Annotated in this window: 3 protein-coding genes and 2 pseudogenes; all 5 read right to left on the reverse strand. The window is 35.4% G+C overall.

Going from position 1 to position 16531, the window contains the following annotated elements:
• The coding region (locus JHK64_RS07325) for a discoidin domain-containing protein (RefSeq protein ID WP_199568364.1) at positions 1-7486 on the reverse strand (7486 nt) is incomplete at its 3' end.
• Positions 7487-7695: 209 nt separating this feature from the next.
• Positions 7696-8253, reverse strand: coding sequence for an LPXTG cell wall anchor domain-containing protein (locus JHK64_RS07615; protein WP_425507309.1), 558 nt, complete (start codon positions 8251-8253; stop codon positions 7696-7698).
• A 756-nt stretch (positions 8254-9009) separates the two neighbouring features.
• A pseudogene (locus tag JHK64_RS07620) lies at positions 9010-12624 on the reverse strand (glycosyl hydrolase family 95 catalytic domain-containing protein); the annotation flags it as partial.
• 1359 nt (positions 12625-13983) lie between these two features.
• Positions 13984-15807: pseudogene (locus tag JHK64_RS07630) on the reverse strand (LamG domain-containing protein); the annotation flags it as partial.
• Positions 15808-16139: 332 nt separating this feature from the next.
• Positions 16140-16531 (reverse strand): LPXTG cell wall anchor domain-containing protein (locus JHK64_RS07335; RefSeq protein WP_199568366.1); only part of this gene is annotated, 392 nt, incomplete at its 5' end.

Genomic DNA, 16531 nt, shown 5'->3' on the forward strand with positions numbered 1-16531 from the left:
TTGGCATGATAACTAAGGTATCTTTTAGTGGACTAACCACGTTACCTTTAGCATCAACAAGTGAGATGTCAAATAAGTCATAGTCTTGATCCTTAAGCACATTTGGTGTATTTGGATCTTTGGTTTCTTTATGGCCTACACTGATGCCAGAAATATGAGCTATTTCACCGACTTCTAGTTGAACCAAGACACCTGACGCATCATCTTTTAACTCACGTTTTTCTGTTGAGAAGGCTAATTCTGGTAAGTCATTGACAACGCCACTACCATTGCTAAATTCAATTGATGGCTTGTCCTCAGTTGTTGGGGCAGTATCTGGTACTTTAGTTTCAGCCACAAAGTCTGATTCTGGTAGCTCATAGGTTGGGAAATTGTTTGGAACGCGTGTCTCACCATTATTATCCTCCTCAGCATCACTAATCAACTCAATTAACTCTTGTGTTAATTGTTCGATGATTACCAATTTAGGAAGATTTGTTTCTAACTCAGATTTCAAAGCATCTAGTTTCTCTTGATATAACACTTTATCTTGTGCTAAATTGATATAGCCAGTCAATTCTTCATAAGATGCTCGTTTATCACTTAAAGCATCTGCCTTAGATAAAATACGTGAAGTTCTACCTAAAGTAATAAATTTATCTACTTGAATACCAATATTTTGTGTTTTATCATTTTTATTTGGATCTAAGCGAATTGTTAGGGAATGAACACCTTTTGAAAGATTAGCTAAATTGACTAGTTTTTGATTGCCTTGTCTTTGGCTAGCTTTACCACTAAAATATGCTACACCATCTACAATAGTAGAATGACCGTAACCTTCTTTAAATTCAAGAGGTTTTCCATCTAACTCAACGATATAAATACCATGACCTGGATCGACATGCCCAATAACTTCGATACCTTCACCTTCAAAGAACATACTTAGACTAATATCTTGTTTGTCTTCGTCAGTATTTTTAGGGAAGTTACTCCATTTGTTAGTTCCAGTTTTATTAAACCATGTTCCATGGTAGATGATTTCACTAGCATCATCAGCTACTTCTCTACGATAATCTGGTAAACCTGTTTCTGGTACAACATTGATGGTAGCTGTTGTTGTGAAACCTAAAAGTGATTTTTCTGAAGGAGTCACTAATTTAACAAAGAAATCAAATAAGTTACCATCTGAGTCTGGATACTTAATCGTTGGTATGTCAATTGTTTTACTTGTTTCACCTGGAGCAAAAGTCAGGGTTTGAGTAGTATCTTGATAAACCTTACCATGGACACCTGTTCCTGGTTCTGTTATCACCTTGATGGAAGATGTTTTATCAGATGAACCATTTCTCTTGACAACAAGGCTAACGTTTTCACCTTTAGCAACATGGTAAGTCGCTTGTTCAATTTCAAAAATACCATTACCATCATTATTTAAAACAAAGATACCTTCTGTTGCGATAGCACGATTTGTTTTAGCAACTAACTTGATGGTATGCTCACCATTAGTTAAATCAGATGTTTCATAAACTAGTTGACTTCTCTTTCTCACAGAACTTTGTGTATTGACTTCATCAACTTTTTGACCATCGATATAGATTTCCATAATACCGTGATTAGGATCTACTGTAGAAACAACGTAAGCTTTTGTACCACTAAAAGTATACTCAGCACTCGCACCTTGTTGATTAGTCCACATAGATGTTCCACGAACACCTTCTGTTTCTTTATGCCATGTTGAATTCTTAGTGTCTGCTATATCATTAGACTTATACTCAAGACCAAGTGGGTAGCCATCTGTTACTTCAATACTGGTTGGTACTTTATAAAGTGAGAAATTACTTAAAATTGGGGTAGCTAGTGCATCCGTAATAGTCACTCTGACTTTACTTGTGGTTACAGGTTTTCCTTGAATTAAACGACGATAACCAACTGTGCTACCTTTGCCATATTCAACCCATTGACCGCCAACTTCAACATCAACTCTAAACCCTGCAATCCTTTGTCCTTGTTGAATAAATTCTTTTAATTCTACAACATCAAAGGTTTGTTCTTGACCAAGATCAACGATAAATGAACCAGTGGTTGCATCATTTGATAAAGCCCAAGTGGTATTATCATCACCATCAGTGAGATGAGTTGTACTATATTTTGTATTTTTTCTAGTTGAGGACGCAGTCACTGAAGCGTTTCTAGCATAGTCAGTTGCATACATCTCTTCAATCGTATTATGGAACTCATGCAATCTTTCAATATCAGCATCAGCAAATTTACCACGTTGATCTGGTGGAATATTCAGTAGTAACGGAGTTCCTCTACCTACTGATTTGAAATAAATGCTCATTAAATCTCGTAATGATTTTGGTTGTTGATTAGCATGATAGAACCATCCCGGTCTGATAGAAACATCTGCTTCACCCACAGAATACAAATCACCATTTGGATCACCTGTATTTAGGTATGCGTTTGTTGGACCGTTTTTAATAGCTTGTTCAGTCACTTTGTGCCAGATTGGATCACCTGCAATACCTCTTTCATTACCAATCCAGCGAACATTTGTTGGTTGGTTTGAAAAGATAGTAATATCACCTTCTTGCTCACGAATGTAATTAAACCATTCTTCAAACGTATAGGTCACATTTTGAGCACCACTACCTCTTGCTCCATCCATCCAGACTTCGACAAACTTACCATTGTTTCCGTATTTGTTATTTCCTAAAATTTCTTTTAATTGATTGAGATAATAAGCATTATACTCATCTTGTGTTGCAACAGAGTATTTAGGGTGGTTAGCATCCCACGGAGAGAGATAAACACCTAAATCCATATTGTATTTTGTGGCTGATTCTGAGAGCTCTAATAAAACATCCCCTTTACCATTTTTCCATGGACTTGAAGCAACACTATGATTAGAATGTTCTGTTGGATAAAGAACAAAACCATCATGATGTTTAACAACCATAATTGTACGTTTAAAGCCGGTGTCTTTTAACGTTTTTATCCATTGATCTGTATCCAATTCAGTTGGATTAAATTGATTAACATCTTCTTGACCATTCCCCCATTCACGATTTGTAAAGGTGTTCATACCAAAATGGATAAAGGCTGCTAATTCTTGTTTATGATAGTCTAGTTGAGATTGTGATGGAATAGCACCAAAATTACCAATAACTGTTTCTTCATTAACATCATCTTTTGTATCAGAATTAATTCCTAACTGATTTTTAGCTTCTTTAATAGCTTGGTTGCTCGCATATTTATTGTTTAAAACGTTGTTAATTTCTAACCAATGATTATCTGTCAAAGTAACAGCTTTTTGTTTGAAGGCTGTTGCTAGTTCCTCTTTAGAATCTCTTGTTTGGTAAACTCTGAATTCTCTCACACCTATTTCATTTTTGCCTGCTTGGCGCTTGAGGGTTTCAAATTTAACATAGCGAGCAGCTTGACGACCTGTTTCAATAGTCACACGTTCTGACTGGTTAGCTCTAATTGTTTTTAATTCAGTAAAGCTTTCTAAATCATTTGAGGCTAGTACTTTAAAGGAATCAGCAATTCTTGCATTGTCAAAAATGACTTCAATACTTGAAAAATCTTGTGGGTTTTCTAAGTCAACAATGAAGAAATCACTATCTGTATTACTTGAATTCCAACGACCATCGCCAGCAACAAGGTCACCATCAGTTAGTTTAAAACGACTATAAGAACGAATGCCTTGATCAAAGAAAGCAGAGTTATTTCTTTGAGAGTAGACTGGTTTATGAAGAGCAATGTTAACTTTTTCAAGGTTTTCTTTGCCGATTTCTTCAGATTGGCTAAAGCGATTATAGACTTTGATGTCTTTGATATAACCTTTAAAGCCTTCACCAATTTTCTTGAATGGTAAATTAAAGCTAGTTCTAAAGTTGCCCTCTGTATTTGAGCCCCCTGCTGTTTCATTTTGATGAGCAAAGCTTGCCACTTGTTCACCATTGATATAGACAATGAGAGCTTCTCTTGTTGCAGTAAAGGTGAGTTTATAGTCTTTTCCTGCTTCAAGTGGATTAGTGATGTTTTGACTGTAGAAATAACGGTTCAACATGAAACCATCTACAACTTCACCAGACTGACGACGTCCTTTTTTATTAAGGTAAATGGCGCCATCACGACTAGCTAGTAAGCTACCACTATTACTATCTGTTGGACGAATAGTCATCTCCAAAGTATATGGTAGTGAAATGGTTTCAATATCACTCACAAGATAATTATCACCATTAAAGGCAAACCACTTGTCATTATCTTCTAATTCAACGACTGCCACATTGTTAATATTTTGGAAAACATGATTATTACTACTTAAATCATAAATGTTACCTTCTGCGACATGTGTAGCATCGATATTAACCAAGACTTCTGAATTGGTTTTTAGTGGTAAATAATTATTTTTTAATTTGGTTGCTTCTAGTGCTTTTTGATAATCAATGAAGCTTCTGTTAGCATTACCTGACCATGTCTTATAACCAATCATGGCAAGTGATTTTTCTAAACGATCGTATAAATCACTCTCTTCAATCCCTTCACGGTGTTCATCACCCCAAAGAGCTCCTTTTGCTCCTAAGATTAATGGCTCAGCTTCTAGGGCATTTTGTTTATCTTTTGCAACGCCAAGATTAAAGACTCTTGGATTCCAATGTTCAAAGACATACTGTTCATTGATGATATCTTTGTGATAACGTCCTGGAGTAACGTAGGTAAATGGTTGAGGAACATTGACCACACGGTAGCCTTCATTGATACGATCAACGGTAAGAGATTCGTACTGTGCCCATTCATCAAAGATAATGTCCTTATCGACTGGTGTTTGACCATTAAACTGAGTCAAAGCACCCCAAGTTCTCAACGTTTTCCCATGAGACTTAGCCAGTTTGTTTAACTCATTTAAGTAGTTTCTAAAGCTTTCAATGTTACCATTTTTTTCCCAGTATTCATCAACCCCAAGATGGATTTGCGAATAGCTTAGAATATCATTGTCTAAGTAGCTGTCAATCAAATCTTTTATAAAGCGTTTAGCACGCTCAGTTTGTTCAGGATAAGCTTGTTCATTGATGGCTAATGCTTCTAGGTCAGATGGGTGATGAATTGGTTTGCCGAGATAATCAATATTATCTGGATTATTTAAAGCATATAAACTATAGTGTGCTGAGTGTCCAGGATTATCAAATTCTGCTAAGATATGAGCTCCATAAGAATTAATCTCTTCTTGGAAAGCTTTGAAGTCTTCAATGCTATAAGCTGGATTGCCATAGACATTACGGTAGAAGTCATATTCACCTTCATAGCGATCGTGTTTAAAGGCTTGCTTGTTTAATGATGGGAAAGCAGGACTTTCAAGACGATGAGCAGTCTCAGTAACTTTCCAATTATTTGAATCGGCTCTTGAGCCTGATGGCCATTGGTTATCATTAAAATGAAGATGCAATTCATTTAATTTATACCATCTAAAGAGTTTAGACACTTTTTGAAGGAAATCCATACGCATTGGAACCCTTGCCACATCAAGCACCATTCCTCTGATTTCATAATTTGGATAATCACGATAAACGCCTCGTGTTAAGGCTTGATCTTTTTGCAACATTTGTGCCATAGTAACGGCAGCATAGTTAAAGGCTTTCGCATCGTGAGCATAAACTTCAATCCTATCATCTAGGACGCGTAAGAGGTAGCCCTCTTCTTTTAAGTTATAATCGTTGGTTAAAATAAACTTGATTTTCGCATTTTCTTGTGTTCCAGCACTCAATTTAAAGCCAAGAATATTTTGTAAATCTTCGTTGAATAAATCCACTTGTTTTTGGAAGCTAGAATCAACATAGATAGTATCACCTTCTGCGATAGACAAAAGACCTTCACCGGCTAAGAATTCTTGAATATCAATGGCTAGTTGAGGTTTTTGATTGGTTCCAGTGACAGTTTCTTGATGATGCGCTACAATCTCAATGGTTTTATTCATTTTAGTGGTTGCTAGTAATTCTGATGTTGCTTTATTTCTAGCAGCGACTAAAAGGGTTACCGTTTGATCATTTAAGCGATAAGATGAGATATTGCCCTTATTATCAACAAGGTATTGGTTATTTGATCCAATAATTTCGTAGCTATAAACATCATCCTCTTCAATATTAGTCAAGATTACTCTGTTACCGTCAATGGCAAGAGTGGCTTGTTCTAATTTTTCTTGGGGATTGATAACAACTGGTGCCTCACCAATTAATCTTCCCATAATGGTAATCTCATTGACTGAAACGGCATTACCACCAGCAAAATGATTGACCTTATTAAAGCGGAATCTTAAGAAGCGATTGCTCTTAACTGGACTTGCAAAAGTTATCTCGTCATTAGGATCTTGTAAAGTAGCATCTGGTGCTAGGGCTGTTCTATGGCTAATTTCTTGCCAATTGCTTTGACCATCTGCTGAACTTTCAATCACATAGTCAGTCGCATAAACTTTTCTAAAGAAATCAACCGTAATAGACTCAATCTCGGCATTTCTTCCCAAATCAATTTGTAACCACTGTGGTGTTTGCTCTGCTGTTGCCGATTGACCAGTTTTCATTCTAGCTGAAGAATAACGGGTTCCTGTATTTTCATCAAAGGCAAGGTCTGCTGTGTAAGTAGTTCCTGCTTCAATACCAGAACTACTATAAGCTTTATGTGGTGCCAAATTAGTAGCGGGACTTGTCTCAGGTACCTCTTCAAGCAATCTTCCCATTATCGCAATGTCTTTCACGGAAACTGCGTTGCCACCTGCAAAATGATTAATTTTATTGAAATGGAATCTTAAATAACGATTACTAATGACAGGTTGTGTAAAAGTAATGTTATCTTTAGGATCTTGTAGAGTGGCATTTGGTTTTAAATCTGTTCTATGACTAATTTCTTGCCAATTGTTTTCACCGTCAGCTGAACTTTCTATCACATAATCTGTAGCATAAACTTTTTTAAAGAAATCAACTTCGATAGAGTTAATCTCAGCTTTTTTTCCTAAATCAATTTGTAGCCATTGTGGTGTTTGTTCTACCGTCTCTGATTGACCTGTTTTCATTCTCGCTGAGGAATAACGGGTATCAAGATTGCCATCAAAAGCTAAATTCTCAGTGTAAGTGGTATTGGCTTCAACACCTGAACTGGTGTATGTCTTATTAAGAGCAATATTAGTTTCAGATTCTTCTAAGACTGGTGCCTCATTAGCTTGTTCTGATTCACTAAGAGCTTCTTCATTAACAGCTACCACTTCAGCTTTAGGAGCTACTTCCATAGAAGCATCTACTTGTGGTTGGTTAACCACTACTTCCTCACCACTAGTAGAGCCTTCAGCCATTGCATCAGTAGCTTCTACTTTTGTTGTTTCATCAGCTTGTACCAAAAAAGTGGTTTGAGACATGCCCAAAAAGAACATCCCAATTAAAACTGAACCAATCCCAACACTAAGTTTTCTAATACCGTATCGGGATCTTTTTTCAAACGTCTGATTGTGTTTCATTTTTACCTCCCTTGTGTAAGCGCTTAATATACTCAATATAATAATATATTGATTTTTTTTTTTTGTCAATGATTTTAAGCATTTTAAAGCCCAATAATGATTAAAAGTTGCAAATGGTTTGAATGTTTAACTTCATGTCTTTCATCATAAAAAAACATATCAGTGAGGTCACTGATATGTTTTTTGTTTTGTGATAACTCTCAATTTAATTAATCGATATTGTCACGTTTTTTTCTGCCATAGCCATATAAAGCGAGTGATGATAAAGCTAGCATGGTTCCTAATACTGCTGAGTTTGAAGCATCACCAGTATTTGGTAAGGCTTTAGACTGTGCTGTTGAAGAGGCTTGGTTAGCTTTCTTCTCAGACATACCTTTCGCTTCCTTATCTCCTTTACTCATTGGCGACAACTTACCATCAAAGGCTAACAACTCATGAGTTGGCGCATCTGATGGTACTTTACTTTCTAATGTTCCTTCAAAGACTGGCTTATCTTGCGCTTTTGGTGCCACTTTTGGTACAGATGTTTCAGGAACAAAATCTGATTCCGGTAGCTCATAGTTTGGTGCGTCCGATGGCACTCTTGTTTCTCTCACTTGATAAACAATTCCATACTCACTAAAGTGTTTTGCGACAAAGACAACGCCTTGACGAGTCACACCATCAGCATCTACGTATGGCGTCATTTCAAAGTCAAGTTCTTCTGCTTGGTCAGTATTTGGGAGGTAAACCACTTTTTCAACGACTTTACCATCATCAATTGGCATGATAACAAGTGTGTCTTTAAGCGGGCTAATAGCTTCACCTTTAGCATCAACAAGTGAGATGTCAAAGAGGTCATAGTCTTGATCTTTTAGCACATTTGGTGTGTTTGGATCTTGAGTTTCTTTATGGCCAACACTGATACCAGAAATATGAGCTATTTCACCGACTTCTAGTTGAACCAAGACACCTGACAGATCATCTTTTAATTCACGTTTTTCTGTTGAGAAGACTAATTCTGGTAAGTCATTGACAACACCACTGCCATTGGTAAATGTAATTGATGGTTTATCTTCAGCTGTTGGAGCCGTATCTGGTACTTTTTTATCAGCTACAAAATCTGACTCTGGTAACTCATAGGTTGGGAAATTATTTGGAACTCGTGTTTCATGACTATCAGTCTCGTTGTCCTTTTCAGAACTATCAGCTTCTCCACTATTATCAGATGAATTGGATTCATCTGTGCCGTCATTACCAGAATCACCATCTGAACCTGTTTCAGGATTATCAGTAGATTCTTTGTCTTCTGTTATTTCTTGTTTAATAAGAATAAAATCTTCACCGATGCTTGTTTGTTCTTTATAGGTAGTAGCACTAACTAAACCACTAGTTATTGTTTCAGGAAGTGTTAGCAGAACACTATTTTCGTTTTCTAGCCATTGGAAATCATTACCATTAACAGTAAGTGTCTCACCATTAGTAATAATAATTGGGTTTTCTATCTCTGGTAGTGATACTGAAATAGTTGTCCAATCATTTTCTGGCAGCTGAATATTCAAGGTAGTAGCTGATCCCTCAATTTCACTTAGTGTGGCTGGATAAAGCGGTTTTTCTTCTGGTTTAGTAATCACAAAATAATCAAGAGAAATTTTTCTTGTGCCACGAGTTGGAATGGCTTCATCTACTTGAATAGTAATCGTATGACTGTTACCACCAAGTCCTGTGTATTCACCAATTAGAACACCTTTTTGAGTAGCTCCCGAAACATAGAAATCAAGATCATCCTGTGCAATACCATCTATAGTTACTTTGGCTTTTCCTAATTGATTGGATTTAATGCCATAGATTTTAATGCCATTGCCTTCAAAGTTAAGAGTTGCTGTTGCAGCTTTAGCGTCAAAGGTTCCTGTTCTGAAGTCTGCATATTTTTCTGTACCTCCATATAAAGCAGAATCTGGCCAATCATGGTAACCACTACCGTATTGAACTCTACTATCACGATCATCTAAGGTTTCAAATTCTTTACTAGTATCTCTAAGAACTTTGAAGAAATCTAGAGAAATCTTATTTCGTTCTCCTCTTGTGGTAGCTTCTTTTTTAACAGAAATTGTCATCACATGAGGTTTTTCTTCTAATCCATCATAACGACCAATTAACACACCTTTTTGAGTGGCTCCTGAGGCATAGAAATCTAATTCTTGAACATCTACACCATCAATGGTAACACTGGCTTTTCCAAGTTGTGTCGATTTCAGACCATAAACTTCAATACCAGAACCAATAAATGAAATAGTGGCTGTTCTAGAGTCATCACTGACATTATGACGATTATTAGTAATATCAGCATATTTTTCTGTACCACCATAAAGTTGTGAGTCAGACCAATCTCCAAATGAAGAACCATAACGAATGCTTGAATCTCTATCATCCATGATATCTTTCATAGCATAAATAACAGCACTAGGAGAATAATCATTAGTTCCTAACTTAGTTACAGCTTGTACAAAATAACGATAACTTCCTTTAGAATTAATGGTTTGATCGACAAAGCTAGCTTCTTTTGTTTTAAAGATTCGAGTCTCTGTTACTTCACCAGTATCACTAACTGTCTCTCTCTTAATATTATAATAATGACTATCTGCTAACGGAGAGAAGCTTACTTGTGCTGTTTTAGAAGACTGTCTTGTAGCTGTGATATCCATAATGCGAGCCAGAAAATCACTAACAACAACTGTATCACCATTTTTGAGCTCAAGTGCTATTCTACCACTTTGAACTGTAACAGCATCAACTTTTTCACCATTAATAAGTACAGTAGCTTTTTCAATACTTGGATAATCTAGTTGGATACCACCATCCTTTTTAGCCTTAAGAACTAATTTGGTGAGGTTCTTTTCTTCCCAACTCATATCGACTTCAACATTGCCTCTAGCTACTAAACCACTCACTTGTCCTGTCTTCCAAGCATCCGGAAGTGCAGGAAGTGGTGCGATATAGCCAGTATGAGATTGTAAAAGCATTTCCGTCATACCACTTGTTGCCCCAAAATTACCATCGATTTGGAATGGTGTATGAGTATCCCACAAGTTTGTTAAGGTAGAACCTTTCAACTGTTCAGATAATAAACGATGAGCACGATTACCATCTAATAATCTTGCCCAAAGATTAATTTTATTTGCTTTGGACCAGCCTGTACCACCATCTCCACGATCATTTAATGTTGCTTTTGCAGCTTCAAGAAATTCTGGATGATCTTTACTAAATAAAGTTCCTGGGAATAAACCAACTAAGTTTGAAACATGACGATGACCTTTTTCAACACCTGTTCCAGTAAAAGCTGGTGTATCTTCTTCATACCATTCTTTAATTTGTCCTTTGTTGTTGATATGAAGTGGTTTTAATTTATCAAACTTAACTTTGATTTCATCAACTAAATCAGCATCTACTTTTAAGACATTAGCTGCTTCCATAAAATCATGGAACAATTGCCATACGAGGGATTGGTCATAAGTATTACCAATTGTAATTGTTCCATGCTCTGGAGAATATGATGGAGAAGAAACATACCGATCACTTGCTTCATCATAATGTAAGAAACTGTTCCAGAATTTAGCTGTTTCTTTTAGCATCGGATAAATTTTTTCTCTTAAATATTCTTCATTTTTGGTAAATTTATAATAATCATAAACATTTTGCATAATCCAAGCATTAGATGCTGGTGACCAGCCCCAATAGTAAGACCATCCCGGTGTTGTCCAACCAAATGGTGTTGCTTGAGTATGCACTAACCACCCATTTTCTTCACCTTCATTTGAAACAATTCCAGCGTACTCTTCTGCAGCAATTCGACCAAAATAACGCATATCATCGATATAGTTGATTAAAGGAATAGCAGCTTCAGCCGTATTGGTTGAATACACTGGCCAATAATTCATCTGTAAATTAACATTAAGATGATAATCAGAGTTCCATGGTGGATTATCGACAGCATTCCACACACCTTGAAGATTAGCTGGCAGGGCATTGACACCATCTCTTGATGATGAAATCATGAGGTAACGGCCATATTGGAAGAATAATTCTTCTAATTCTTGTCCAGTTTTTTCACTATAACCACTTAATAAAGTATTTGTTGGTGCATTTGTTTCGTTTGAAGTGATATTAAGACGCACCCGATTAAATAATGACTGATAATCAGCAATATGATCTGCTTTTACAGCTTCAAAGCCTTTATCACTAGCTTTATTAGCTGTTTCTTGTACAAAATCTTCAACATTTATTGCTGTATTGCGATAATTGGTTTTTGGATTTTGAGCAAAATTCGTTTCAGCACTTAAATACAATGTGACATAAGTGGCACCTACTACTGATAAATGATCATCATGTCGAGTGACTTGGCCGTCTGAATCAACTTTCAAATAAGAAGCAAATTTCAAACCATTATCTTTTACTCTACCTGATAATAAAGCACCATTTTCAGAATAAGTAACTGCTGCTTCCTTATATTGAGATTTGTCATTACTATAGTTTGCAAAACCTGCTGCCACTAAATCCATTGTTGGTTTCAAAGTAATATTCATAGCTAATGTTTCTGAACCTGTTTTTGTAAAATGAGTGACAGACACATTATCAGGATAGCTGACAAAGGTTTCCCTATGATGTTTTTGATTTAAATGCGTATAATCTGTTGATGAAACTGCTGTTTTTAAATCAAGTTTCCGGTGATAATCAGTCACCTCACTAATATCTTTTGTTTCATTGCTAAAATCAACAAAAACATCACCAAAAGATAGGTAGCGTCCATATTGTGCATTATTTGGACCAACTAGTTGTGATTCTGCTAATTGTTTTGCTTTTTCAGTGTTTCCTTCTTCAAGTGCTTTTCTGATTTCTGGAATGACCGTGTAACGATTATTATAATTACCACCATTATAGTCTGTACTATCAGTTGTTGGGCCACCAGACCAAAGTGTTTTTTCATTGAATTGAATTTTTTCACCACCAACTAAACCAAAGGTTTTTGTTCCAATATCTCCATTTCCTGTTGGTAAACTTTCTCTTTCCCAACCGGCATATGTTGTATGAGCTGGTGTTGTATAATGAATTTCATAATTATTGTTATCATTAACAATGATATCAGATTTAGTTTCTTTATTATGAATTTTAAGTAGTACAAATGAGTGTGGTGTTAGCTTAAAGAGATCACCTTTATGATAAGTGAATCTTGAATTAACAACATGAACATTATCTGGATTATCTAAGCTATTTTCATCGGTAATACTATTAGCAGTCAGTGTTTGAACATCAACTAATGCTCCTTCAATAGCCAAGCCAGATAAAGCAAGTTCAATATTATAGTCTTTCTCTCTATCAATATTAACTAAAGCGATATAAATATTACCATCTTTATCTTTACTTGTGAGTGTCGAAACTGCTGTCGTCTCATTAGCCAACTTAGGAGCTTCGGTTATCGTTCCACTAATAATACTATCTCCAAAACCTTCATTGAACATTTGGAAAATATGTGCTGATGGTGTAGCAAAATATTTAAATTTTCCTTTTCCAGTTTGAGTGCTTGCCCCTGTTTGAGGAACTGCTTGAATAACTGCTTGTTGAGTTGGCCCTAAGGCATCTGCTCCTGAACTATACCAGTCAACTAATGCATGTTTTTGGATGTATGGACTACCTAATTTAACATATTCCATTAATGTTTTTCCAATATAAAGTGCATGCGTTAACGAGCGTAACTGTGGTTCAGTATTTCTAAAAATACCAAATTCACTGATAACAGGAACCTTACCTTCAGGAAGAAGTTTAACATATTCTTCAACATGATGAATACCAACATCCTCAGCTTTTTTCATCGCATTATCATAAAACTGGTTTGGGTTATTACCATCAGAAACTGTACCAGAATAAGGATGGACAGTCATACCATCGTATAAATCATTTTTCCCAAGGTTAGCAATATTTTGGATGAATGCTGGAGAATCATATCCTGAGAATACGAGAGCTTTTTTATCTTCTGATTCTGCCTGTGAAATTTGTGCCATTGTTTCTTTCATAGCTTGTGAGATTTGAACAAATCCTTGACGTTCAACGGCATATGACACTAAAATAGCCTTGTTCTTTTCAGGAATTTTGCCATGAATATTATCTCCAAAATGTAAGCTACCATTACTATAATCAATGACGACGTGTTTGTCAGTCGCATTAGATTGGCTAAAATCATTAACTATTGTCCATTCTTCTTTGTCATTGCCTGTTCCCACAAAAACATGAACAGAATCGCGTTCAACAGCTGTAAAGTTTGGATCATCAATGATTTTTCCATTTTCATATTTTTTAGGATTAACATTGGCATAACGCATGAAACGAACAAGATTTTTTTCACCTGTGCTTAAAGAACCTTTTTGATTCCAATCTTCTTCATCAACAGCATATTGTTCATTAAAGACCGCACGCCCACCTTCGGTATAGGCTTGAAGAGTGTTTTTGCCAGGTACAAATGCTGTCCAGTAGGTTTGCGAATATCGTCCTTCACCATTCGCATTACCTTGATTCATCTCATTTCCAATTTCAAAAAATTTAATGTTGAAAGGATCTTTGTGGCCTAAATCAGATCTTACTTGTGCCCAATCTACACCACCATTTGGATTAGTACCAACTTTAGCATTTAAAAATTCCATCAAATCTGCAACATCTTGAGAGTTCCCTCTACCAAGACTGTAGACATAGACCATTTCTGAGTCAACTTCTTTGGCAAATGTTGCAATTTCAGATAATCCAAAGTTAGCTTCAATACCACCTTGATTTGGATTATTGTAAAAGCCATGAATTTGTTTTTTACGATCATTCATTGGACCAATAGCTGTTTTCCAATTGAATAAATTTGAAATCGTTCCACCAGGATATCTTATTGAACCAAATCCTGCTTTTTTATAAAGTTCTGCAAATTCTTCGTTGACTTTTCCTGTTTCTTCATCAAAAGTACCATAACCATTAAAGGCGTATCGATGGTTGATTCCAAAAATATGTTTAGCATCAATGGTTCTTATCTCATCATCAGCATTAATGACTAATTTTAGAGGTACTAATTCTTTGTAAGCTTTTATCGCTTCATTAAGATGACGATATTGTTCTTTAAGCGTCGATAATTCTACTTCTTCTTGATTGGATTTAATCACTTCTAAACTAGCAGATAAATTGGTAGAAACTTCTTCATCCATAGCTATTTTTCCACTTGATAGTAAAGTATTTCCTTCTATTACTAGTGGATTAAGATTATCTCTGATAAATAATGGTTTTCCTTTTTCTTCATAAAGTTTAGTGACATCTTCATCATTAAGAACACTATCATAAATTCTTATCTCATCTAGTAAACCACGCATCTGATGTGGATTGTTATTGTTGACATTTTTATGTGTTCCTATTAGAAGTGATGTCAATCTATTAACAACATTGTTACCTAAATCAACTTCATTAATAAATGTGCCATTGATATAAAAACGCCCTTTGTGACTATCTTGATTTAAACTAATAGCAACATGTTCCCATTTGTCTCTTCTAATAGCCTCTGTACTGGTAACATCTCTTGCATTTACATAACTGTTTAATTGTCCTGTTGACTTGATATTTAATAATGTTCTTCCAACACCGTCTTGTTGGAAGACGACTGCTGAAGCATTCTTAATTTGTTCTGTAATACTACTATCATACTTCATCCAGGTACTGAAAGTATAACTATTTTCTCCTGTATTAATAGCATTGTCTATTTTAAGATAACTGCCACTACCTTCACCAAATGAGATAGCTTTTTTAAAAATATCATCTTTTGTATCAATAATTGTGATATGATCACCATTTAACGTCGCTATTTTATCTGTTTTATCTCCTTCAACTATACGATCTCCTTCTTGACTATTGTCAAAGTCAAAATGTTGAATCAAGTGTTCTGTTGAAATGACATCTTTTGATTCTAATTTTTTAGGTGCTACAGTGTCTTCGACTACTTCCGATTCATTGTCTTCTACTATAGTGGTCAACGAAATCGGAGTCTCTTCATTTTTTGGTGTCACTTCTAAAGTATCTATTTCAGTTAAATCAGAAACTCCATCATTATTTTGAAATCCGGTCTTTTCATTGCCTAAAACTGTTTCTTCTGGAGATAGGTTAGTCACTGCCGTTTCAACTGTTGCTTCAGATGTATCCGCATGGGCTATTAGTGGATTTAAACCAAATAAAAAAACACCAACAACCACTGACCCTACTCCCAAAGTGGTTTTCCTAATAGAATAATGGAAAAGTTTATTCCATCTTGATTCACTAAAATGATTCATAAATCCCTCCTACTTAATTTAGTTTTATTTTAGTTCATCATAAACGATAAATTGACCCTTTAATGTAACTGAAAAAGTCAATAATACTTATATGTAAGCGCTTTATATTAATATATTAACATATTTATTTTTCTTATTCAATCAAAATTATGTTTTATGTTATTGATTTTATTTTTTAAAAAGTTACTGTTTCTTCCTAATAAAAACTTTTTATTTTATTATTATTAATTATCAAGAAAGAACAATTCGTTTTTGTTTTTTATAATAAATATAAAAAACATATCAGTGATAACACTGATATGTTTTTTGTTTTGTGATAACTCTCGATTTAATTAATCGATATTCTCACGTTTTTTTCTGCCATAGCCATATAAAGCGAGTGATGATAAAGCTAACATAGTTCCTAATACTGCAGAGTTTGAAGCATCACCAGTATTTGGTAAGGTTTTAGCTTGTGCTGTTGAAGAGGCTTGATTAGCTTTCTTCTCAGACATATCCTTAGCCTTATGGCCAGATTCACTACTCATTGGTGCTAACTTGCCATCAAAGGCTAGCAACTCATAAGTTGGTGCTGTGTTTGGTACAGCTGTTTCAAGAGTTCCTTCAAAGACTGGTTTATCTTCTGCTATCGGAGCAGTATTAGGAATCTTCGTTTCTGGTGTTGAGACTACTTTGTACACAATACCATACTCACTAAAGTGTTTTGCAACAAAGACAACACCTT

Origin of the sequence: Streptococcus zalophi (assembly GCF_016481285.1) — a bacterium.
Classification (GTDB): domain Bacteria; phylum Bacillota; class Bacilli; order Lactobacillales; family Streptococcaceae; genus Streptococcus; species Streptococcus zalophi.